The organism is uncultured Tenacibaculum sp., from assembly GCF_947502995.1.
Classification (GTDB): Bacteria; Bacteroidota; Bacteroidia; order Flavobacteriales; family Flavobacteriaceae; genus Polaribacter.
On record NZ_CANNBW010000015.1, the window covers coordinates 50,089 to 73,696 of the forward strand.

Consider the following 23,608-nt stretch of genomic DNA (forward strand, 5'->3'; position numbering starts at 1 on the left):
TTTTTAAACTTGTTCAAAATGACACAAAATTAATATTGCTGTTATTTTTATTTGAAATAAGAGAAATCTTCTCCGTTTTCAATTTTTAATAAAGCTTGATATATCATTTTTATCACATTCTCTACATCTTCTCTATGAACCATTTCTACAGTTGTGTGCATATATCTTAGAGGTAAAGAAATTAAAGCAGAAGCAACTCCTCCGTTACTGTAAGCAAAAGCATCAGTATCAGTTCCAGTAGCTCTAGATAAAGCAGAACGTTGGAAAGGAATGTTATTTTCTTCGGCTCCTTCGATAATTAAATCACGAAGTTTTTGTTGTACAGCTGGAGCATAAGCTACAACTGGACCTTTACCAATTTCTAAATGACCTTGTTTCTTTTGGTCGATCATTGGAGTAGTAGTATCATGAGTTACATCAGTCACGATAGCTACATTTGGCTTAATAGTTTGCGTAATCATTTCAGCACCACGTAAACCAATTTCTTCTTGAACCGAGTTAGTAATGTATAAACCAAAAGGTAGTTCCTTTTTATTCTCATGAAGTAAACGAGCCACTTCAGCAATCATAAAACCACCCATTCTATTGTCTAAAGCTCTACAAACAAATTTATCTCCATTTAATACATGAAATTCATCTGGATATGTAATTACACAACCCACATGAACACCTAAAGCTTCAACTTCTTCTTTGTTTGCACATCCAACATCTATAAAAATGTTATCTGGTTTTGGTGGAGTTTCATTTCCTCGATCTCTAGTATGAATTGCAGGCCAACCAAACACACCCTTTACAATTCCATTTTTAGTGTGAATATTTACAACTTTACTTGGTGCAATTTGGTGATCACTTCCACCATTTCTAATCACATAAATTAATCCATTATCTGAAATATAATTTACATACCAAGAAATTTCATCTGCATGCCCTTCTATAACTACTTTATATTTTGCATCTGGATTAATAACTCCAACTGCACTACCGTATGTATCGGTAATAAAATCATCAACATATGGTTTTAAGTAATCCATCCATATTTTCTGACCTTCCCACTCGTATCCTGTAGGAGCGGCGTTATTTAAGTATCTTTGTAAAAAATCAAGTGATTTTTCGTTTAAAATAGATTTGTTTTCTCCCATTATAGTATATGTTAATTATTCTTCTTCCTCTTTACCAGAATCAGGTCCCCAAAAACGTCTTTTTTCTCGATATTCTTGTTCTTCTTTTATTTGTTCTGGAGTTAAAACTTTTAAGAATGAAGGGTGTTGTTCTATAGCGTATTCGATTTTCTCTACAATACTAGCAACATCTTCATTTTCATAATCAATTTCTAAAGGTTCTTTAATCACCATAGATTGAAGAACATTTCTTTTTTTAATCATTAACCCTTTTTTATCAAAAGAACGTCTGAACCCATCAATAACAATCGGAACAACAGTTGGTTTAAAAGTTTTAATGATATGTGCAGTTCCTCTTCGTATTGGTTTGAATGGAGTTGTAGTACCTTGTGGGAATGTAATTACCCAACCATCGTTTAATGCTTTTCCAATATTAGAAATATCAGACATTTTTACTTGTCTTTTAACGTCTTTACCAGCATTTCTCCAAGTTCTTTCTACAGAAACAGATCCTACATAAGCAAAAACTCTAGGTAAAAAACCAGAACGCATAGTTTCTCCAGCAGCTACGTAGTAAATATTTAATTTGGGTTTCCATAGGTAACCAATATTCTTAATATTATCATCTCTACCTTTTAAGGCGGCATTAAAAACATGAATCATAGCTGCTACATCAGCAAAATAAGTTTGATGATTAGATATGAATAATATGTTTTTATCTGGTAATTGTCTTAGTATGTCTGATCCTTCTATTTGTAATTCATTAAAACTTCTATATCGACCATGAGATATAATTCCTAAAATTTGAATTAATAATCGTTTTACAAATAAAATATGACCAAAAGGATTCCTTTTAAACAGGGGCATAAAAACTTCTTTAGTTAAACAAATTTACAAAACATTTTTAATCATGATTCTTTTATTAAATCTTTTATTTCAGATAGAATCATGGCTGTAGCTCCCCAAACCACTTGTTCATTTAATAAAAAACAAGGAACTGCTATTTTTTTCATGTAAGAAGTGTCTAGTTCAACTGATGATATTTTTGAATCATCTAATAAGTCATCTAGTTGTACTTCAATGATTTCTGCGACTTCTTCGTTAGTAACGTAGTTTGGTTTTTTGTTTAAGTACCCAATGAAAGGAGTTACCATAAAATTACTAGGTGGAATATAAGTATCTGAAATTTGTCGAATAAGTTGTACACTATTTCTATCAACTCCAACTTCTTCTTCTAACTCTCGCAAAGCGGTATCAGCAAAAGTTTCATCTTCTTCGTCTGCTTTTCCTCCTGGAAAACTAATTTGAGCAGAATGTGTTCCTTTGTAACTAGCTCTTTTCGTAAGTAAAAAAACAGTTTTTCCTTCAGAATCTGGATAAAAAAGACAAAGTACAGCTGCTTTTCTAGGATTACTCTTTTTAATAGTTTCTTCAGAGATTTTAATTCTTATTTCAGGAACTAATTTAAATTGAGAGGTAATTCCTCCTAAATCGTTGTTTTTTATTGAGTTTATTTGATTTTTAAAATATGTAAAATCCATTAAAGGTGTTACTTTTTCTAGTTTGATGTGTCTAATATAATGGCTTGAAGTTTGATTCAAGTTAATAAATAACTAAAATACAAATATGAATAGAGAAAATAAATACCAAAAATTATTCTTAAGTATTCTTTTTGATCTTATTGGATATGCTTCTTTTTTAATTCCAGTATTAGCTGAGTTTACAGATATTATTTGGGCACCTGCTTCAGCTTATATTATGACCAAAATGTATAAAGGAAATCAAGGGAAAATAGCCGGAGCAATTTCTTTTATTGAAGAAATTTTACCAGGATTAGATATCATACCAACTTTTACTTTAATGTGGCTATATACTTACGTTTTCAAAGGAAAAAAAGAAACTAAGAAAACAATTGATGTTTAAGTTATTTCTTGAATAAGAATCCTAAACCTAATCGAGATAAAAACTTCTTTTCAAATTCCCAAAAGAATTTAAACTGACCGAATAACCAACCAACTATTGGTAAAGTTGTTTGATAAATAGGGAATATTAAAAGTATTCTTAAAGGATAGTATATCCAAGGACTTAAGGTTTCTGGAGATAACCCTAAAAAATTTGTGACAGGTTTAGCTACCCAAGCAGAAAATGAACCATTAATGGCAAATACTATTAAAACCGCAACAACATCCCAAGTTGTTTTAAGTCCCCAACGTTCTTTTAATTTATCCACGAAATAGAATTAAATTAGAGCGCAAATGTATACAAAAGAAAAAGGGTAAACAAACATGTCTACCCTTTTGTTATTATATAAATCGAATCTTATTTCTTACCAAATAAACCACCTAAAAGTCCACCAAGTAAACCTCCAGATTTTTTCTGACTTCCACCTAATACCATACCAGCAACATCATCTATAACACTACCGTCACCATCTGCATCTAAAATTTTCTCTAAGAAACTTTGTTCTTGTTGAGTACTATTTCCGCCTAACATTCCTCCTAATAAGTCACCAATTCCTCCAGAATTACTTAATCCATTTTGTTTAGATTGTTTTCCTAAAACTCCCATTAATATGGGAGCGGCAGTTTTTAAAATATTTCCAACAGCACCAATATCCATACCAGTCTTTTGGCCAATTACTTGTTCAACACCTTGTTGTTTAGACCCTAAAACATGCCCTAAGATTTTTCCTCCATCATTAACTACATCATTGTTAACACCGCCATTAAATAAATCACCAAGATTATCTAATATTCCACCATCGTGTTTGTTTAAAGCTCCCATTAAACCTTCGGCTCCTTGAGGTGTAGCTGCATTACGTTGCATTGCTTTCATTAAAACAGGTAAAGCCATTGTTAAAACACTTCCCGTTTTACTACTATCTTGTCCAGTAGATCCCGCAACTCCATTAATAATAGTTTTACCCATTGGGCTATTTAGTAAGTCTAAAATTCCTTCCATTTTTTTGATTTTAATATTAATTCTACAGTTATGTAGACACAATATACAAAAACAAAGTCACAATTTTCTTGTAAATTATAGATATGCTAATTGTATTCAATTTTATATTTTTACAAACATTACTCAAACCTAAATAAACAAATGAAAAAATTAGCATTACACTGGAAAATTATTATAGGAATGATTCTAGGTATAATTTTCGGTTTTTTAATGAATACTATTGATGGAGGTAAAGGATTTGTTTCAAATTGGATTGCACCTTTTGGGAAAATTTTTATTAATCTACTTAAATTAATAGCAGTGCCTTTGATTTTAGCATCACTTATTAAAGGTATTTCTGATTTGAAAGATATTTCTAAGATTAAATCAATGGGGTTAAGAACATTGGGGATATATATAACCACAACCTTAGTAGCCATTATAATAGGTTTAGGAATTGTGAATACAGTTAAGCCTGGTGAAGGAATGTCTAAAGAAACAATAGAAAAAATTAAAGAAAAATATGCAGGTGATGCGGGCGTTGCTGATAAACTGCAAAAAGCTTCAAAACAAAAAGGAGCAGGACCTTTGCAAGCTTTAGTTGATATTTTTCCTAGTAATATTTTTAAATCATTCGTAAATGCATCAATGTTACAAGTAATCTTTTTTGCTCTTTTTGTTGGAATTAGTTTACTGTTAATTGCAGAAGAAAAAGCGAAACCGTTAATTAATTTTTTCGATTCTTTAAATGAGGTTGTAATGAAAATGGTTGATCTAATTATGCTATTTGCTCCTTATGCAGTTTTTGCTTTATTAGCTAATGTTATAATAGCTTTTGATGATACAGAGATATTAGTGAAGTTATTATGGTATTCATTATGTGTTGTATTTGGTTTGGCTTTAATGGTAGGTTTTTATCTTTTACTAATTAAGGTTTATGTGAAAAAATCACCATTTTGGTTTTTAAGTAAAATTTCTCCAGCACAATTGTTAGCTTTTTCAACTAGTTCGAGTGCTGCAACTCTGCCAGTAACAATGGAACGTGTAGAGGAGCATGTAGGAGTAGATAAAGAAGTTTCTGGTTTTGTATTACCTGTTGGAGCAACTGTGAATATGGATGGAACTAGTTTGTATCAAGGGATTGCAGCTGTTTTTATCATGCAAGTAATTTGGCCTGAAGGATTAACATTTACTAACCAATTAACAATAATTTTAACAGCTTTATTAGCTTCAATAGGTTCTGCAGCTGTTCCAAGTGCAGGAATGGTCATGTTAGTTATTGTTTTAGAATCTGTAGGATTTCCAAGTGAATTATTACCTATTGGTTTGGCATTAATTTTTGCTGTTGATAGACCGTTAGATATGTGCAGAACAGTCATTAATGTTACAGGTGATGCAACAGTAGCTACTATGGTAGCAAAATCTGTAGGTAAATTGGGAGATCCTAAGCCAAAAAACTGGGACGATCATTATGATGAAGTAAAGTAATTTTATTTCTTTTATATCTATAAAAAAATAGTAATTTTATAAACACCAATACTACTCTAAGTAATTGGTGTTTTTTATTACATAGTAACCAAAATTTTAACTAACTAAATCGATAATTCTTAAATGAATATTTGTTTTTTAATGTATCCTTGGGAAGAGATTAAACCAGATAATGATTCTTCTTTAACTTTAATACATGAATGTGCAAAAAGAGGTCATGGAGTTGCTATTTGTACTCCTTCAAATTTAACAATACGTAACAGTGTAACAAATGCATTTTGTACGATTATTAACAGAATGGATAAAATACCGTCTTCTCCAAAATCGTATTACAAGAAAGCTACCACTAGAGAAGAAATGTTGCCTTTGGCCGGTTTTGATGCTATTTTCATGAGAGCAAATCCTCCTTTAGATCCTTTAATGTTAAACTTTTTGGATTCAGTAAAAGATGATGTTTTTATTATCAATTCTGTACAAGGAATGCGTGAAGCGAATAATAAGCTTTACACCGCAGTTTTTGAAGATCCTAATAATGAGATAATTCCTGTAACTCACGTGTCAAAAAATAAGAATTATTTAATAAAAACTATTGAAGAGTCTAATTCTGATAAGATGATTTTAAAACCTTTAAACGGATATGGAGGTTCTGGAGTTATTCTAATTGAAAAATCGGCAATGGGAAATATTAACTCTTTGTTAGATTTTTACATTAGTAAACGTGATGGTTCTTCAGATTATGTAATTCTTCAGGAATATATAGAAGGCGCAGAAAAAGGAGATGTACGAATTTTAATGTTAAATGGATTACCAATTGGTGCGATGAAACGTATTCCGGGAGAAAAAGATCATCGTTCTAACGTTACCGCGGGAGGTAGAGTTGAAAAACATCGATTAACGCCAGCAGAGAAAATTTTATGTAAAAAAATTGGTCCGAAATTAGTTAAAGATGGATTATATTTTGTTGGAATTGATGTGATTAATGGTAAGTTGGTTGAGGTAAATGTAATGAGTCCTGGTGGAATAACTTATATCAATAAAGTTTCAAAAGTAAAGCTTCAGGAAAAAGTAATCGATTTTTTAGAAAGTAAAGTGTTAGAGAAGAATGCTTCTTTCAGAAGAATGACAGACTTAAAACGTAAAGTAGAAGAAGCATAAAATTACTAGTAATGTTACAAATTGAAAAGCCTGTTGTTTCTGTTCAATGGCTTCATAAGAACATAAACAGTAACAACTTAATTATTTTTGATGCAACCATACCTAAGGTAACTTCAAATACAGTTTCTGATACTGAAAAGGAAATTATTCCAAATGCAATTTTTTTTGATTTAAAAAGAGTGTTTTTAGATAAAGACGGTAAATTTCCTAATACTTTTCCAGAAGTATCATATTTTGAAGAAAAAGCTCAAGAAATAGGAGTGAACAAAGATAGTTGTATTGTAGTTTACGATGATTTAGGAATTTATTCTTCAGCTAGAGTTTGGTTCTTATTCAAAACTTTTGGTTTTAGTAATATTGCTGTTTTAGATGGTGGACTTCCTGAATGGAAAAACCAAAACTTACCAGTGGAAGAAGAATTCGTGACTAAACTAAATAAAGGAAACTTTAAAGCTGAATTTCAAAGTGAAAAAGTAACATTTACTAAAGATGTTTTATCGAACATTGAAAAGCAAAATTATTGTTTAGCAGATGCTAGATCTAAGGAACGTTTTTATGCAGAAGTAAAAGAGCCACGAGAAGGATTACGAGGAGGACATATTCCAGGTTCATGTAGTTTACCACATACAGAATTAAAAGAAAATGGGAAGATGAAAACTATGAATGAATTGAAGGATGTTTTTAAAGCTATAAATCCTACGGATAAATCTTATATGTTTTCTTGTGGAACAGGAATCACAGCCTGTATTCTTGCTTTAGGATTAGAATTAATAGGACAGGATAATTACACAATTTATGATGGTTCTTGGACCGAATGGGGAAGTACCCTAAACTTACCAATTGAAAAATAATATGATAATAGACTGGACAAAAACTGAGTTTGAAGCATATGTGTTATTGTATGCAGCACAATGTAATATGTTAGAAACAGAAGAAGAAAGAGACTATATTCTTTCTAAAGTAGATGAGAAAACATTTAACAAAGTACATACTCAAATTGTTTTTGATAAAGAGGAAGATATTTTAGAAAATATTAAAGAGTATTTACTAATTAATAAATTTTCTCAAGAAGAAAAAAGAGCATTAATAAAAGATATAAAAGAAGTCTTTTTTGCAGACGGAACTGTTGATAAAGTTGAGAAGTCGATTTTTAAAACATTACAAAAGATTTTGAATTAAATGGAGAGATTATCAGTTCAAGAAATTATTCAAAAAATTACTTCTGAAGAGGTTTTTGAAGCTGTTTCAAATGAGTATTCTTTCACGATAAAAATTGATGATTATGTACCATATGTTTGTGGAGCAGTACATGATGGACATCAATTTAGGAAAGAATTATGGAGTAATTGTTTGCATACTGAATATGATCGTTGGTATGAAGAAGATCCTTATACAAAACAAATGATAGCATCTCATCCGATTGTTATTGCTGGTTTAGATTCTCGATTTGAATATGATTTAAATAGAGCTCCAGACAATGCGATATATGAAGATGCTTGGGGAAAACAACTTTGGAAAACTCCTTTACCATCTGAACAAAAAAGTAAAAGTTTACAAAAACATTCGGCATTTTATGAAGTTGTTCATGCCTTGATACATAAAATAGAAGAGAAATTTGGATTGTGTATTGTTTATGATATGCATAGTTATAATTGGCAACGTTGGGATAGAGAAGTGCCAACTTGGAATTTAGGTACCTCTAATGTTGATCAAATTCGTTTTAAACAAGAAATAGAAAGTTGGCGAGCAATTTTAGAAAAAATGCCTTTGCCAAAAGGCATAAAATCTACTTCGAAGATTAATGATACTTTTCAAGGAAATGGGTATTTCTTAAAATATATCACTCAAAATTTTAAAAATACTTTGGTTTTGGCAACTGAAGTCGCTAAGGTTTATTGCGATGAACTCAATCAAATTATATATCCTGAAGTTGTACAAGCTGTAAAAGTTTATTTAGATGTAATGTTAAAAGAACATGCAGAAACTTTTTATGCAAAACATAAATCTTAACTTTGCTGTATTGAGTTTTTTTAATGATAATGGATACTTCTGTAAAAGCACAAAAACTATTGGATATAGACAAGCAAATTGATACGCTTGTTAAGAAAATTGAATTATTGAGATATGTAAATCCTGTTAATATAGAAGAGGAAAAACAAAAGTTTTTTGCTTCAAAATATTTAACAGATCCAGATTTTAAATATCCAGAAAGAGACTTCGATAAATTTAAATTACATAGTCAGTTTTTTGCCTTAGAATTAGAAGCAATAGAAGATGAGAGGATTAGAAATTTGTATGAAGAAATTATTTACTTCTATTCAGGATTAATTCAATGTATAGAAACTATTGGAGAAGGGAAGAAGTTTTACTACAACAGTTTACGATCTTTTGGTTCTCCTACTGAGGCAGATGTAGAAAACGCTAAGTTCATTCTTCATTTTGAAGATGATGCTGAAAACAATCCTATTTTTCAACCAAAATATTCACCATCGGAAGCTGAAGAAATCTTTAAAACTTATGGAGAGAAGTATGATTTTGATTTTAATATCAAGCATTCTTCAACTATGAGTGCTATAGCAATGGTTTTAAATAGTACAAAGAGTTTAGTTGTTAATAGCAATCATACTTATTCTGAAAATGAAATGGCCATTTTAACCAATCATGAAATTGGAGTTCATATGGTAACTACAATGAATGGTTTGGAACATGATTTAAAAGTCTTTTCTCATGGATTTCCTAATAATGAAGAAACCCAAGAAGGTTTAGCTGTTTTTAGTGAATATATGTCTGGAAATCTAACCATAAAACGATTAAAAGAATTAGCCTATAGAGTTTTAGCAGTAAATGGTTTAGCGAAAGGATATTCTTTTTCAAAAACATTCAGATCACTTCATAATACTTATGATTTAAATAGAGAAGCTGCTTTTTATATAACTTTAAGAGCTTATAGAGGAGGAGGTTTTACCAAAGATTATTTATATTTAACTGGGTTAAAAAAGATCTACAATTATCATAAAGAAGGTAAAGATTTAGGAGTATTATTAACAGGGAAAGTAACATTAGAATTTGCAGACGATATTAAGTATTTAATAGATCAAGGTTATGCTGTTCCTCCAAAATTTATTACAGATTCTTATGCTGTGAATAATAATTCAAACACAACGATAAATTTTATTTTAGATAATTTAAAGTAAAAAATTATTCAACTGAAGTTGAGTCGTTACTCATTACAGTTGCAATTTCAGATCTGTGAATTAAAAGTAAATCTAACCATTGATTAAAATTATCAACTCCGTAGTAGAGTTTCTTTTCATTATTATTGAAATATGCTATTGGCCATTCACCAGAATTGTTAGCATCGTTTTCTGTTAACCAACACCAAATTCCTTTTTTAGAATCTTCAGAAGTTAAACATAAAACAGAATTTGTATTTATTTGAAATCCATCTTCATCTTCTACTTTTCTGTCTGTATTTTTAAGATATTCAGATAAAAATAAAGGCTCTTTAACACTTAAAATATTATTGTTATAAATAGAACCGCCATTTCCGAAGTATTCTAGGAAAGTTACATAAGATTGTGGGAAAATTAAATCTAAACGTTGTTCGACTTCTTGGATATCAAAATGGGTAAGTTTTCTACCAATTTTTTGATGTTTTTCGTAGTCATCGAGCAATTTAATCACTTGCTCCATAGTATTATCTTCAGTCTTGGTATCTAAAGTTACCGAATCTATTTGATCTCTAACCCTTTTTACCATTTGAAGTTTCTCAGCTACATTTTTCTTTTCAGCGTTGGATTTTGACTTTTTAGATATGTATATAGATAAGCCTCCAAACGATAGTATAAATACAAGCGTAATAAAAAACGCTTTTAATGACGTTGCTTTCATTAAAATAATTCAATTAGTTCTTTGTAATCAGAGATTACCATATCGGCATTTTCTAAAGTTTGATTTGTAACTACAGGATTATTATATCCCACAACAAATACACCAGCATCATTTGCCGCTTTAATACCATTGTCAGAATCTTCGATTACAATACATTCCCCCTTATTATAACCACCCAAATGTACAGCTTTTTCAAATATTTCAGGATGTGGTTTAGAAGCTTTTAGGTCTGCACCACTAATTTTGGCTTTAAAATATTGTTGTAAATCAAAACGATTAAATACTCTATTTATATTTACCATAGCAGAAGAAGATGCTAAAACCAAAACATATCCTTTGCTATAAAAATATTTAATCAAATCTTCAACACCATCTATCAATTTTAAATTAGGATCAGTTTCAAAAAAGTCAACATATCGTTTTCTTTTATTTAAAACCAAATCCTCTGGTTGCTCATTTAAATTAAAATGTGCTACTAATTTTTGAAATGCATTTAAAGTTGACGAGCCTGTAAATGATGTATACAAAGCTTCGTTAACCTTAAGGTTTAAAGATTCAAAAACTTGATAATAAGCTTTTTTATGTAATTCTTCTGAATCTATTATTACACCATCCATGTCAAAAATCACACATTTTAAATCTTGTACCATTTAATTTAAAAATTTAGATGTTAATTCTGGGGTTGGTATCATACACTGTTCTTTTTTACCAAACCACCTATAACGATTTTTGGCTATAAAATCGTAGGCAAGATTACGTAAAGGTTTTGGAATTAACCAGAAAAAATAAGTTAATTTCCAAACACTTCCGAAGCTATTCATAATTTTTAACGCTGCTGAGGATTTAATGTAATAAGTAGAAGAAGGTTCAAACAAAATAATTGAATCTATTTTTGAAGTATCAATATTTAAATGTTTCAGTATTTCTTTTCCAGTTTCTGATTGTAAAGAAGTAAATAAAAAGTTATTTCTTTTATCAAATCTAATCACTTTCAAAACAAAATCATTACATAAATTACAAACTCCATCAAAAAGTATAATTTGTTTATTCTTTGGTAAATCAGTCATAAAAAAATGAATTAATCTTTTTTTTACAAAATTACGATAACTTCTTGTAACAAATTTTAATTGTCGGCGTCTAGTGTTTGTAAGTATGCAATATTAGGTTTTTTGTGTACTTATTTTAAAGTAAAACTAACTAACCATATGATTCGAATAGAAGGACTACACAAATCTTATCCAATAGGAAAAGAATCGCTACATGTATTAAAAGGGCTTGATTTACATATTAAAGAAGGTGAATTTGTTTCAATTATGGGATCTTCAGGTTCTGGAAAATCAACATTACTAAATATTGTTGGTTTGTTAGATAATCACGATATAGGGAATTATTACTTAAACGGACAACTAATTCAAAACCTAAATGAAAAAAAGGCTGCTATTTTAAGAAATAAATTTCTTGGATTTGTCTTTCAATCCTTTAATTTGATTTCATATAAGACAGCTGTCGAAAATGTAGCACTTCCATTGTACTATAAAGGTATGGGAAGAAAAGAACGATTAAAAATAGCTCAAGAATACCTAGAAAAGGTAGAGCTTGGACCTTGGGCTAATCACTTACCTAATGAATTATCTGGAGGACAAAAACAGAGAGTAGCAATCGCTAGAGCTCTAGTAACAAAACCTAAAGTAATTTTAGCAGATGAGCCAACTGGAGCATTAGATTCTAAAACAACAGATTCTGTTATGGATCTTTTAAAAGGAATTAATGATGAAGGGATGACAGTTTTTGTAATTACTCATGAGGAAGATGTAGCAGAACAAACCAATAGAATTGTTCGATTAAAAGATGGAGTAATTATAAGTGACGAGTATACAAAAAAACACGATTTGAAAAAAGTTTATTAGTATGTTCGATATAGATTCTTGGCGAGAGATATTTCAAAGTATCAACAAAAATAAACTTAGAACCATACTTTCTGGGTTTACAATTTCATTCGCAATATTATTATTTACACTTCTTTTTGGAATTGTAAATGGACTTCAGAATTTTTTTACTCAAGCTTTTGTTGATGATGCAAATAATTCAATGTTTGTAAGAGTTTGGAAAACTACTAAACCGTATAAAGGATTACAATCTGGTAGAAGAATAAAGCTTAGAAATAAAGATTTAGATTATATCGTAGATAATTATTCTGATAAGATTCAATACATATCAGCAAGAAAATACTTAAGTGCTCAGGTTGTTTATAAAAATAATCAAGATAATTATAACATTAGAGCTGTTCATCCAGATCATAGATATTTAGAAAAAACGATTATTGATGAAGGAAGATTTATAAATCAATTAGATCTAAATCAAAACAATAAAGTAATTGTTATAGGGCGCTTGGTTAAGAAAGATCTTTTTGGAGAACGAGTAGCTTTAGGTAAGTATGTTAATGTAAATAATATATCATATAAAATAGTTGGGGTTTTTTCCGATGAAGGTGGAGATCGAGAAGAACGTAATATATATATGCCAATTACTACAGCTCAAAAATTATATGGAAACAATGATTTTATCGATAATATTTTAATTGGATATAATCCGAGACTTACAATTGATAAAGCTTTATCATTTGGTAATGGATTAGAGAGAGATTTAAAACAACGATTAGATATACATCCTGATGATCAAAGTGCTTTGTTTATTAGAAATATGGCAGAAGCGAATAAAGGTGTAGGTCAGTTAACAACAGCATTATTCTTTATTGTGATTTTTGTAGGTTCAGGAACATTAATAGCAGGAATTATTGGAATTAGTAATATTATGATTTTTTCTATTAAAGAAAGAACAAAAGAATTTGGAATAAGAAAAGCATTGGGAGCTAAACCTGTTTCAATAATAGCAATGGTGGTGAAAGAATCACTTTTAATAACCGGTTTAGCAGGATATTTTGGGCTTTTACTTGGAACTTTCATACTTGATCAAATAGGAGACGGATTAGAGAAGTATTTTATCTATAACCCTAGCGTAAGTACAGGAATAGTTGTAGGAGCTACAATTATTTTAATATTAGCAGGTTTACTTGCAGGATATTTACCAGCGAAAAGAGCCGCACAAATCAAACCAATTGTAGCACTAAGAGCAGATTAATTATGATTAAATTTTTATTTGATTCAGATACTTGGCAAGAGATTTACGGAGGAATTCGTAAAAACAAAACTCGTACAGTGATTACGATTATTGGAGTGCTTTGGGGAATATTCTTGTTAGTTGTTCTTTTAGGAGCTGCTAGAGGAATGGAAAATAATTTTAAAAACTTATTTGGTGATTTTGCGACAAATAGCCTAGTAGTTTGGACACAAAGAACTGAAAAACCATTTAAAGGATTTCAAAAAGGTCGAAGAATACAATTAAAGACAAAAGATGTTGAAGTATTACAAGAAGAGTTTAAAGGACGTTTAAAATATATTGTGCCAAGATGTCAAACCATGAATTTAATGGTAAATGGTTTTAAGTCTGGAGATTTTCAAGTTAGTGGAGATTATCCAGTACTAGATAAGGTACAGAAGAAAAATTTGATTTACGGAAGATTTCTAAATCAGAATGATATTGATAATAAAACTAAAGTGACTGTAATAGAAGAAAATATTTATAAACAGTTATTTGAAAAAAATGAAGATCCAATCAATCAATATATCATTATTAATAATGTAAACTATAAAGTAGTTGGAGTTTATAAATCTGGAGCAATTGATTTTGATGGTGACACAGCTTACATACCATTTACTACTTTTCAGCAAATTTATAATAGAGGAAATAGAATAGATTGGATGATGATTACTGCTGAAGAAGGTATAGATATTGAACAGTTTGAATTAGATATTCAATTAGCTTTAAAAAACCTACATACGGTAGATCCTGAAGATAATAAAGCATTAGGCGGGATCAACTTAGGGAAAGAAATAGGAAAATTTACAGGTTTCCTTACTGGAATGCAATTTTTAACTTGGTTTGTAGGAATAGCAACATTAATAGCAGGAGTTTTTGCAATTGGAAATATCTTATTGATCACGGTTAAAGAAAGAACCAAAGAAATAGGAATACGAAGAGCGTTAGGAGCAACTCCAATAGAAATAAGATTACAAGTAATACTAGAATCAATTTTTTTAACTGTAGTTGCAGGAATGTTAGGAATCATTTTTGGAGGTCTCGTACTTTATGGGATAGATAAAGCATTTGCTACAGGTCCAGATGCGGCATTATTAAATCCGACAGTTAATATTCCTATCATACTAATAGCTTTCGGGATTTTAATAGTATTAGGAACATCAATAGGGTTAATACCAGCTTACATGGCAACTTTAATAAAACCTATAGAAGCATTAAGAGAAGAATAAAATAATAATCAGACTTTATAAATAAATACAATGAGTAAAAGAGCCAAAATTATATTAGCAATTGTAGCAATTTTGTTTGCAGCCGTTTTAGTTTGGTTTGCGAAAAAGAACAAGAAAAATGTGGTCGAATATGAAACAGAAAAACCTTTCAAAACGACTATTGTCAAAAAAACAGTAGCTACAGGTAAAGTAGTCCCATTAGAAGAAGTAGAGATTAAACCTCAAATTGCTGGAATTGTCGATCGAATTTTAGTTGAAGAAGGTCAAATTGTTAAAGCAGGAGATTTAATTGCAACAGTAAGAGTAGTGCCAAATGTTGAAGCTTTAAATTCAGCGAATAACGAAATTAAAAATGCACAATTGTCTTATGAAAACGCTAAAACTCAATTCGACCGTAACAGGAGTCTTTTTGAAAAAGGAGTAATTTCTAGACAAGAGTTTGAGAATTCTGAGTTGTCATTTAATAATGCTAAACAACGTTTATCTAATGCAAAGTCTAATATGGATATTGTAAAAAGAGGAACAACAGCTGGGTTAGGAAGTGCAGCGAACACTAATATCAGAGCTACTTCTTCGGGAATGATTGTAGAAATACCAGTTAAAAAAGGATATCAAGTAATACAAAGTAATAGTTTCAATGCAGGAACAACAATTGCGACTATTGCTGATATGAATAAAATGATTTTCGAAGGTAAAGTAGACGAATCTGAAGTAGGTAAATTAGTAAGAGGAACTAAATTACAAGTATCTTTAGGGGCTATTGAAGATAAGAAGTTTCCTGCTGAATTAAATTTTATAGCGCCTAAAGGAACAGAAGAAGCAGGTGCTGTACAGTTTAAAATTAAAGCAGATGTAACCTTAGATGATAGTAATTTCATTAGAGCAGGGTATTCTGCTAATGCAGATATTGTTTTAGAAAAGAAAGATGATGTTTTAGCGATTAAAGAAGCTTTATTACGTTTCGATAAGAAAACTGAGAAACCTTATGTTGAAATAAAAAAGGAAGATGGTAAGTTTGAGAAAAAGGAATTAGAATTAGGTATTTCTGATGGAGTAAATATTGAAGTTAAATCTGGAGTTACAACAACAGATGAAATTAAAATATGGAACAAAGCATCTAAAGATAAAAAAGATGAAGAAAAAGATAATTAACGAATCTAATTATTAATAAATAACAAAAAGGAGCTGTTTAACAGCTCCTTTTTCATTTTAATGATGTTGATCTAATCATTTGTACCATTAACCGTTAAAAACTTACGAAACGGTATTTTTCCTGAGAGATTTGAGTGTTTTAATCGTAAATTGCTGTAAACATTATTGTTAAACCCCCAATTATTGAATCTTACCATGAAGAATTATTACGCAAAGATTAAGAATTTCATACTTATTATTTTAATTAGTTTCTCTTTTCAAGAACTAATATCTCAAACTAATGAACCATTCAACTGTGTTACAGAGGCATATTTATTTCAAAGTAATGATGTATACGCTCAGAATTTAGCTTCTGGTAATGCAATATTAGATGGAATAAACCTTTCACCTTTTGTGATAAATGGTGTTGGTTACAATGAGAAGGACGGTTACATCTGGGGTTCTCTCAAATCTACAGATGGAAATACAATTATTAGAGTTGGAAATGATTATGAAACTACAGTTTATACTGTTGCAGGTGCATCTTACAGTTATGTTGGAGATGTAAACCAAGATGGTATTTATTATTTAAAATCAGGAGGAAACTCTTTTTATACTATCGATTTAGATCCTGCATCAGCAACTTATTTAACTAAAACAGGAACAGGAACATTATCTCAAAGCATAGGAAATCACGATTGGGCATTCAATGCTGTTGACGATATGTTATATACGGTAGAAAAAAATTCTAATATTTTGTATAAAATAGATTCTTCTAATGGTAATGTTACAGTGTTAGGAGAAGTTCCTATTCTATCGGGTTTAAATTACACTTACGGAGCTGTGTATTTCGATGTTGATGGTAATTTCTATATTTCAGCTAACCAAACAGGTACTGTTTATGTTGTATACGCTGTGCAAAATGTGACAAGTAGTTTAGATATGACGTCTAATATTTTTGCATTTGGACCATCAAGTTCTCAAAATGATGGAGCAAGATGTCCTACAGCACCAGTACCGCAAGAAGATTGTACTAATGGAATCGATGATGATGGAGATGGTTTGGTAGATTGTGATGACCCTTCATGTTCAGGAGTGGCAGCTTGTCCTACTATCACCCCAACTTCTACAGGTAATAGCGGAGGCTTAGAAAGTAATAATCGTTTGTCAACTCAAATCAATAGAAGAAATGTCAATAGAATAAAAGCTAATTACAAATTCGATGCTACAAAAGCTAGGAAAATAGAAAAAAATAGCTTTTATGCAAGAAGATCTAATAATCAAAATATATCGCTTTGGGATTTTGTACCAATGGATGTTATATCTGGTACTACAGCTGTAGAAAGTTCTCCAAACGATTTAGTGGATATTACTAATGCTACTGATTTAGTATCGGTTGATTACATGAGAAATAACGAAGCATTTGGAACGTTATTAATTCTTAAAACAGAAAACAAGGTTTATGAACACACAAAACATATTTGTGATCGATTTACTGGTGCTGAATTATTATCAGTATCTAATATGGATATAAATGAAGAATTATTTATAAAATCAAGAGTAAAACAGCCTAATGGATCTATTGAATTTGTTGCAAGTTTCTCTGTTAGAGAATCATCTGATAATACTTCATTTATAGTAGAATCTCACTGGAATTTAGATGAGTATGAAGAAAAAGGATATTATAACTTTCAAGTTTGGGCGAGTTCTATAGATGATTTATACAATATGTCTGTTGAGGTTTTACGATTATTAGAAGTTCAGAAGCCAATTAGTGAATATAGAAGTTCAGATGCTCCACCTGTGTTTATTAAAAAAGCAGCATACAGAAGAGGTGGTAAAATAGATTTAGAGATTATTAATAATCTAAGACCGTCTACAATTATAATTGAAGGTAATAAAAGGGCAACAGAAACAGCAACTAGTGAACCTGTAACTTTTAATGTTGATTTAACAGGTTATATTAATAACGTAACCTTAGATATTGGAAATATTTATGACTTTGGATTCAGACTTCGTAACCAGTATGATTTAACACCAGATGATTTATTCCTTTCAGATGGTACTTGGGGAGTAGATGATAGCTCTCAAAATTTTGTGAATACATTCAATGTTGTAGCAAATAATGAAACAGATGAAGAAGGAGTGTATAAGGTTGAAAGAAATATCAATTTTACAGCAACTGCTAATCAAGATATCTCGGTATATAGGTCTTTAACTCCAAAGTTCGATGGTGTAGACTTATCAGAGTATGACCAGATCTCATTTGATGCTAAAGGAGTAGGTGAAATGAAAATCTTATTGGTTAAAGAAAGTATAGCTAATTTTGAAGACCAACCTTTTATTACAGTCAACTTAACTGAAGATTTAAAAAGTTATACCTTATTTAAAGGAGATATTATGTCTAATTTAAGCGGAGATATCAATTTAAATGATGTGAAAATGTTATTTATTACACTTGTAGCAGACGATGGAACTATGGTAGATAAAAATTTAGAAATAGGTAATATTAAATTCTCTAAACAATCTACAGCCTCAATTAAAGATGAGTCATTAATAGAAAGTGTAACCGTAAGTCCAAATCCAGTGGTAACTAATACAACATTTACGTTTAATTCTACTAATACTAACGATTTTAGCTTTGAGGTTTTTAACGTATTAGGTAAACGAGTTCATAAAGAAAAGATTACAGCTAAGATTGGAGTGAATAACTTAAACTATAATAGAAATCAATTATCGTCTGGTATTTATTTCTACAGAATAAGTTCAAAGGAACGTGAAATGAAAGGGAAACTAATTTTTAAATAACTCATGTAAGGATAAGTTAGGGAGTTACGTCTATATTAACAATTAAAACGATCTTAATTTGGTTTAACGAGTAAATGATACCGTTTATCGATAAAATAGCTACTAGAAGTCTAAAAATCAATTTAGCAAGCTAAAAGCTTTCGTAATTTAGCCAATGTAAGAAGTAAGTAACAATCCCTAAAAAAGTCAAGATCATGAAAGTTTTTCAAATGTTAAATGAATTAATAATAAAATTATTCACAACTGAGAATCCATCAAAAATGAATGTTCAAAAGATTCCAGTTTATGTAAATAAAAACAAATACCCTTTTAATAAATAATAGACTATAAATGTTCGTGTAATCCCCAATTACATTCAAATGTTTTCCCCTTATTACATCTAAAGAACATGTAATTCCCCAATAAAAAAAGGAACTCTAAGACCAGAGTTCCTTTTTGTTTATAAAAGATTTACTAAAATTTTATTGAAACATTTTAGCAACGTTTTCAGCTTTTCTACTTTCGCTATAATCGTAAAAACCTTCTCCAGATTTTACTCCTAATTTACCTGCAGTTACCATATTTACTAATAATGGACATGGTGCGTATTTTGGATTTTTAAATCCATCATACATTACGTTTAAAATAGATAAACATACATCTAAACCAATAAAATCAGCTAATTGTAATGGTCCCATTGGATGCGCCATACCTAATTTCATTACAGTATCTATTTCTTTAACACCAGCAACTCCATTGTATAAAGTTTCAATAGATTCATTAATCATTGGCATTAAAATTCTATTAGCTACAAAACCTGGATAATCATTTACTTCTACAGGAACTTTCTTTATCTTTTCAGTAAGTTCAACTATAGTATTGTTTACCTCATCTGAAGTATTATATCCTCTAATAATTTCTACTAACTTCATAATAGGAACAGGATTCATAAAATGCATTCCTATTACTTTTTCTGGTCTGTTTGTAGCAGCAGCGATTTGTGTAATAGAGATAGAAGAGGTGTTTGTTGCAAGAATAGTATCTTCACCACAAACCTCGTCTAAATCTTTAAAAATTTTTAATTTTAAATCGATATTTTCAGTAGCAGCTTCAACAACTAAACCAACCGATTGTACACCTTCTTTAATAGATGTATGAGTAGTAATGTTGCTTAAAGTATCTTCTTTATCTTGAGCAGATATTTTTTCTTTAGCTACCATACGATCTAAGTTTTTAGAAATCGTAGCTAAACCTTTATCTAAAGCTGCTTGAGATATGTCTATTAATTGAACATTGTAACCAAATTGAGCAAATGTGTGGGCAATTCCATTTCCCATAGTACCTGCACCAATTACTGCAATATTTTTCATGTAAGATTTAATTTTAGTGTTGTTTTGGATTATTATTTAGAAAAACAATCGATAATTTGATGTGCCACTCGTAAAGCTTCTGTTCCTTGAGTTAAGGAAACAATCGGAGTAGTTTTGTTGTGAATTGCGTCTGCAAACGAATTCAACTCATCTAAAATCGCATTGTTTGGTTCTATCTTTGGATTTTCAAAATAGATTTGTTTTTTTATTCCTTCAGCATTTTGCAAAATCATAGCAAAATCATCTGGTGTTTCAGGAGCATCTTTCATTTTAACTACTTCAGATTTCTTTTCTAAAAAGTCAACAGAGATGTAAGCATCTTTTTGAAAAAAGCGCGTTTTTCTCATGTTTTTCATTGAAATTCTACTTGAAGTTAAATTGGCAACACAACCATTTTCAAATTCTATTCTAGCGTTTGCGATATCTGGAGTTTCAGAAATAACAGAAACACCGCTTGCGGAAACATTTTTTACTTTAGATTTTACTACAGAAAGAATAATATCAATGTCATGAATCATTAAGTCTAATACTACAGGAACATCTGTTCCCCTAGGATTAAATTCGGCTAATCGATGAGTTTCAATAAACATAGGACTTTCGATAATGTCTTTTACTGCTGTAAAAGCAGGATTAAAACGTTCTACATGTCCTACTTGTCCGCGTACATGATTCTGACTAGCTAAAGTTCGAATTGCTTCTGCTTCTTGTATGGTATTTGTAATAGGCTTTTCAATAAAAATGTGTTTCCCTTTTTTAATCGCTTGTTTTGCACAATCGAAATGAGAAAGCGTAGGAGTTACAATATCGACAACATCAACTGCATCGATTAAGCTTTCTACAGTATCAAAATATTTGTAGCCGTATTCAGTAACTACTTTATCTGCGTTTTCTTTGTTAGGATCGTAAAATCCAACGAGTTCGTATTTATCAGATTCTTGTAAAAGGCGTAGGTGAATTTTTCCTAAATGACCTGCACCTAAAACTCCAGCTTTTAGCATAAATTTCAGATTTATTTTTATTGAACTGATTTACAAATCAGTGTTAACAAAGATACACTTTTATAGACTTTTTTTGGTATTTATTGCTACTTTTAGCCTGCTGAAAATTTACATGTTGTGAGAGATACTACCAAACATCAAGGACTTAGAAACCAATTAGCTACTGTGTTAAACAAAAAAGGAATAGTAGATGAAAAAGTATTAAATGCTGTTAGAAAAATTCCACGCCACCTATTTATCGATAGTAGTTTCGAAGATCACGCCTATCAAGATAAGGCTTTTCCAATAGCAGCCAACCAAACTATTTCTCATCCGTATACAGTTGCATTTCAATCACAAGTATTAGAGATTAAAGAAGGTGAAAAAGTATTAGAAATTGGTACAGGTTCTGGTTATCAAACAGCTGTGTTATTAGAATTACGAGCAGAAGTTTATACCATAGAAAGGCAACATGAATTATTTAAGAGAACATCTTTGTTTTTGCCTAAAATAGGTTATAAACCGAAACGTTTCATTTTTGGAGATGGTTACAAAGGTTTACCTGAACAAGCACCGTTTGATAAAATTATAGTTACAGCTGGAGCGCCTTTTATTCCTAAGCCTTTACTAGGACAATTAAAAGTAGGAGGAAAGTTGTTAATTCCTGTTGGTGAAGGAACTCAAATTATGACTTTATTAATTCGTAAATCTCTTAAAGAATTCGAAAAGCACGAACTTGGTGATTTCAAGTTTGTACCGATGCTAAAGAAAAAGAATTAGTTATAAGTATTTGAGGTGTTGACTCTATAAACTACCTTTTTATAATTTTTCGTGTTATCGTAGAATTATTTGTTTGATCTTTTAATCTCAAAAAATAAATACCACTTGAAAGATTATTGATATTAATAAAATTACTTTCTGTTGTATTGTAATTCGAAATGTTTTTCAATACTTGCCCGTTTATATTGTAGATAGAGACATCAAATGTATTGTTAGTCTGACTTTCAATTTGAAAAGTGTTCTTAACAGGATTTGGTGTTATAGAGATATGGTTTTCTGTAATTTGATTTTCTTCTGTACTTAACACAGGTCGATTATAAAATACTCTACTATCTCCATTTGAAAAGTTAAAGTTATTGAGTTCTTGAGTAATAAAATTTCGAATTTGAGTTAAGTTATTTCTTATAGCTGAACTGATAATTGAAGACGGCATATAACTAGTTGGAATTTCTTTTTCATACATCGCTATATAAGTTATCATTCCTGCTAAAAAATAGATATTAGCTCTACCATGTGGATCTGAATCTTCGTATAATTCATTAAACGGAATTTGATTTGGAATTACAGAAGTTAATATCTGGCTAATAATTCTACCTACAGGAATTAAACGAGCGTTATAACTAGGTCTAGAAGTAACAATTGCATCTTGATAATCGGTCCACCAAGAATCAAAACTTCCAGAAGTTCCCATTGTAATATTATGGAATTCGTCAATTTCATTTTGAGTTGGTAAAGTAGGTGGATAGCTATTCATTAAATCCATCTCAGGCCAATTTCCATAAATATAAAAACGCAAATTAGGTTTTTCATTATTCAACCAATCAAAAAGTGTTTCAGTTTTATTTACTACAGATCGTCCAGCTATAGGATCAGCAGGATCTGGTTGTGTAGGTGAAACATATTGTATAAAATTAGCAGCAGTGATTAAGATGGTATTTGTAGTTGAGGTTGTAAATGTGCCTCCAGTATCTGGATCCCATGTGCCTGGAACACCATCATAGCCAATCCCAGGATTAGGAGGAAGATTACGATCAACATGATCTGTCAATTGGCCAAATGTACCTGATGCAGCAAATGTATCAGAAGTACTTTGTACAATATCATTAACCCAGTAAAAAGTTGCAGTTTCAGGAATTGGAGTTTCCCTCTGAGAAGCATGATGAACTAAACTGTGTATAAAACCAAAAACTTGAACATCGTTAACTTGAGAATTAATTTTGTATGGTTGAAATAGTGAGATGAATATTAAAACTATTACTAAAGTAATTTTTGATTTCATATTTCTATTTGGCTTTACGTTGAAGTACAGTTAAAACTAGTGAAATATAGTTTAAAATCCTATTGATTAGTTTTTTAAAAAGTATATAAAAGTGTTAGAAACAAAAAAATCCGCTAAAGAAAGCGGATTTTTTACTGTTTTTAGAAACCACTTCCAGGTGGTTCAGGAGAAGCAGCTTGTGCTTTTTTAGGATTTAATATTAAGTAAGTTCCTAATGCTGTTAGAGCAGTGTATTTACCGTAATTTCCTATTTTTTTTAAAGCCTCTTTACGAGATATATTATTGTCTGTATTTTTTTTACTCATAA

General features: G+C 30.3%; 25 protein-coding genes. 13 read left to right on the plus strand and 12 right to left on the minus strand.

Annotated elements, in window-relative coordinates:
* Positions 1-47: 47 nt before the first annotated feature.
* The 3 genes from Q1A46_RS13440 to Q1A46_RS13450 are packed head-to-tail and all read right to left on the minus strand — an operon-like array spanning position 48 to position 2,659.
* Positions 48-1,139, minus strand: coding sequence for a M42 family metallopeptidase (locus Q1A46_RS13440; protein WP_299679556.1), 1,092 nt, complete (start codon positions 1,137-1,139; stop codon positions 48-50).
* 15 nt (positions 1,140-1,154) lie between these two features.
* Positions 1,155-1,985 (minus strand): 1-acyl-sn-glycerol-3-phosphate acyltransferase, encoded by an 831-nt coding sequence (locus Q1A46_RS13445; protein ID WP_095072926.1) that lies wholly within the window; start codon positions 1,983-1,985, stop codon positions 1,155-1,157.
* A 41-nt stretch (positions 1,986-2,026) separates the two neighbouring features.
* Complete coding sequence (locus Q1A46_RS13450; protein ID WP_299679562.1) at positions 2,027-2,659, minus strand: CoA pyrophosphatase; 633 nt, start codon at positions 2,657-2,659, stop codon at positions 2,027-2,029.
* Between the two features lie 85 nt (positions 2,660-2,744).
* Here Q1A46_RS13450 and Q1A46_RS13455 point away from each other — a divergent pair, with 85 nt between their 5' ends.
* Positions 2,745-3,041, plus strand: a complete 297-nt coding sequence (locus tag Q1A46_RS13455) for a hypothetical protein (RefSeq protein WP_299679565.1) — start codon at positions 2,745-2,747, stop codon at positions 3,039-3,041.
* 1 nt (position 3,042) lies between these two features.
* Here the strand turns inward: Q1A46_RS13455 and Q1A46_RS13460 are convergent, their stop codons facing one another.
* Together Q1A46_RS13460 and Q1A46_RS13465 are read right to left on the minus strand one after the other, a co-directional pair.
* Positions 3,043-3,348 (minus strand): DUF6787 family protein, encoded by a 306-nt coding sequence (locus tag Q1A46_RS13460; RefSeq protein ID WP_299679568.1) that lies wholly within the window; start codon positions 3,346-3,348, stop codon positions 3,043-3,045.
* 89 nt (positions 3,349-3,437) lie between these two features.
* Entirely contained in the window at positions 3,438-4,079 is a 642-nt protein-coding gene (locus Q1A46_RS13465) for a DUF937 domain-containing protein (protein ID WP_299679571.1), read from the minus strand.
* Positions 4,080-4,220: 141 nt separating this feature from the next.
* On the opposite strand from Q1A46_RS13465, the gene Q1A46_RS13470 reads away from it, so the two are divergent.
* The 6 genes from Q1A46_RS13470 to Q1A46_RS13495 all read left to right on the plus strand — a co-directional run bounded on the left by Q1A46_RS13470 (position 4,221) and on the right by Q1A46_RS13495 (position 9,895).
* Positions 4,221-5,546, plus strand: a complete 1,326-nt coding sequence (locus Q1A46_RS13470; protein ID WP_299679574.1) for a dicarboxylate/amino acid:cation symporter — start codon at positions 4,221-4,223, stop codon at positions 5,544-5,546.
* Positions 5,547-5,669: 123 nt separating this feature from the next.
* Complete coding sequence (gene gshB / locus Q1A46_RS13475) at positions 5,670-6,701, plus strand: glutathione synthase (RefSeq protein WP_299679577.1); 1,032 nt, start codon at positions 5,670-5,672, stop codon at positions 6,699-6,701.
* 11 nt (positions 6,702-6,712) lie between these two features.
* The gene (locus tag Q1A46_RS13480; protein ID WP_299679580.1) at positions 6,713-7,552 is read left to right on the plus strand and encodes a sulfurtransferase; all 840 of its coding nucleotides are present in this window, start codon (positions 6,713-6,715) and stop codon (positions 7,550-7,552) included.
* A complete protein-coding gene (locus tag Q1A46_RS13485; RefSeq protein ID WP_299679583.1) occupies positions 7,542-7,880 on the plus strand; it encodes a hypothetical protein in 339 nt (112 codons plus the stop codon). Before Q1A46_RS13480 ends, Q1A46_RS13485 begins: the two co-directional genes overlap by 11 nt.
* Positions 7,881-8,711 carry an N-formylglutamate amidohydrolase gene (locus Q1A46_RS13490; protein ID WP_299679586.1) on the plus strand — a complete coding sequence of 277 codons (831 nt, stop codon included), beginning with the start codon at positions 7,881-7,883 and terminating at the stop codon, positions 8,709-8,711.
* Positions 8,712-8,740: 29 nt separating this feature from the next.
* Entirely contained in the window at positions 8,741-9,895 is a 1,155-nt protein-coding gene (locus Q1A46_RS13495) for a flavohemoglobin expression-modulating QEGLA motif protein (RefSeq protein ID WP_306420523.1), read from the plus strand.
* A 4-nt stretch (positions 9,896-9,899) separates the two neighbouring features.
* On the opposite strand, the gene Q1A46_RS13500 is transcribed toward Q1A46_RS13495, so the two are convergent.
* Genes Q1A46_RS13500 through Q1A46_RS13510 form a run of 3 tightly spaced genes read right to left on the minus strand, consistent with a single transcriptional unit; the run spans position 9,900 to position 11,659 of the window.
* Entirely contained in the window at positions 9,900-10,592 is a 693-nt protein-coding gene (locus tag Q1A46_RS13500) for an SMI1/KNR4 family protein (RefSeq protein WP_299679592.1), read from the minus strand.
* A complete protein-coding gene (locus Q1A46_RS13505; RefSeq protein WP_299679595.1) occupies positions 10,592-11,242 on the minus strand; it encodes an HAD family phosphatase in 651 nt (216 codons plus the stop codon). Before Q1A46_RS13505 ends, Q1A46_RS13500 begins: the two co-directional genes overlap by 1 nt.
* A complete protein-coding gene (locus tag Q1A46_RS13510; protein ID WP_299679598.1) occupies positions 11,243-11,659 on the minus strand; it encodes a thiol-disulfide oxidoreductase DCC family protein in 417 nt (138 codons plus the stop codon).
* A gap of 138 nt (positions 11,660-11,797) precedes the next feature.
* On the opposite strand from Q1A46_RS13510, the gene Q1A46_RS13515 reads away from it, so the two are divergent.
* The 5 genes from Q1A46_RS13515 (at position 11,798) to Q1A46_RS13535 (ending at position 18,916) form a co-directional block, all read left to right on the plus strand.
* The gene (locus tag Q1A46_RS13515) at positions 11,798-12,499 is read left to right on the plus strand and encodes an ABC transporter ATP-binding protein (RefSeq protein ID WP_299679601.1); all 702 of its coding nucleotides are present in this window, start codon (positions 11,798-11,800) and stop codon (positions 12,497-12,499) included.
* Position 12,500: 1 nt separating this feature from the next.
* Positions 12,501-13,730 carry an ABC transporter permease gene (locus Q1A46_RS13520; RefSeq protein ID WP_299679604.1) on the plus strand — a complete coding sequence of 410 codons (1,230 nt, stop codon included), beginning with the start codon at positions 12,501-12,503 and terminating at the stop codon, positions 13,728-13,730.
* Between the two features lie 5 nt (positions 13,731-13,735).
* Positions 13,736-14,977: an ABC transporter permease gene (locus tag Q1A46_RS13525; protein WP_299679794.1), complete on the plus strand. Its 1,242-nt coding sequence runs from the start codon at positions 13,736-13,738 to the stop codon at positions 14,975-14,977.
* Between the two features lie 30 nt (positions 14,978-15,007).
* A complete protein-coding gene (locus Q1A46_RS13530; RefSeq protein ID WP_299679607.1) occupies positions 15,008-16,129 on the plus strand; it encodes an efflux RND transporter periplasmic adaptor subunit in 1,122 nt (373 codons plus the stop codon).
* A gap of 195 nt (positions 16,130-16,324) precedes the next feature.
* On the plus strand, positions 16,325-18,916 hold the full coding sequence (locus Q1A46_RS13535) for a T9SS type A sorting domain-containing protein (RefSeq protein WP_299679610.1): 2,592 nt from the start codon (positions 16,325-16,327) through the stop codon (positions 18,914-18,916).
* A gap of 461 nt (positions 18,917-19,377) precedes the next feature.
* Here the strand turns inward: Q1A46_RS13535 and Q1A46_RS13540 are convergent, their stop codons facing one another.
* Both Q1A46_RS13540 and Q1A46_RS13545 read right to left on the minus strand, forming a co-directional pair.
* Positions 19,378-20,265: a 3-hydroxybutyryl-CoA dehydrogenase gene (locus Q1A46_RS13540; RefSeq protein WP_299679613.1), complete on the minus strand. Its 888-nt coding sequence runs from the start codon at positions 20,263-20,265 to the stop codon at positions 19,378-19,380.
* A gap of 32 nt (positions 20,266-20,297) precedes the next feature.
* Entirely contained in the window at positions 20,298-21,263 is a 966-nt protein-coding gene (locus Q1A46_RS13545) for a Gfo/Idh/MocA family protein (RefSeq protein ID WP_299679616.1), read from the minus strand.
* Between the two features lie 117 nt (positions 21,264-21,380).
* On the opposite strand from Q1A46_RS13545, the gene Q1A46_RS13550 reads away from it, so the two are divergent.
* On the plus strand, positions 21,381-22,022 hold the full coding sequence (locus Q1A46_RS13550; protein ID WP_299679619.1) for a protein-L-isoaspartate(D-aspartate) O-methyltransferase: 642 nt from the start codon (positions 21,381-21,383) through the stop codon (positions 22,020-22,022).
* A 31-nt stretch (positions 22,023-22,053) separates the two neighbouring features.
* Here the strand turns inward: Q1A46_RS13550 and Q1A46_RS13555 are convergent, their stop codons facing one another.
* Together Q1A46_RS13555 and Q1A46_RS13560 are read right to left on the minus strand one after the other, a co-directional pair.
* Positions 22,054-23,301, minus strand: coding sequence for a T9SS type A sorting domain-containing protein (locus Q1A46_RS13555; RefSeq protein WP_299679622.1), 1,248 nt, complete (start codon positions 23,299-23,301; stop codon positions 22,054-22,056).
* Between the two features lie 140 nt (positions 23,302-23,441).
* Complete coding sequence (locus Q1A46_RS13560) at positions 23,442-23,606, minus strand: hypothetical protein (protein ID WP_299679625.1); 165 nt, start codon at positions 23,604-23,606, stop codon at positions 23,442-23,444.
* Between the last annotated feature and the right edge of the window lie 2 nt (positions 23,607-23,608).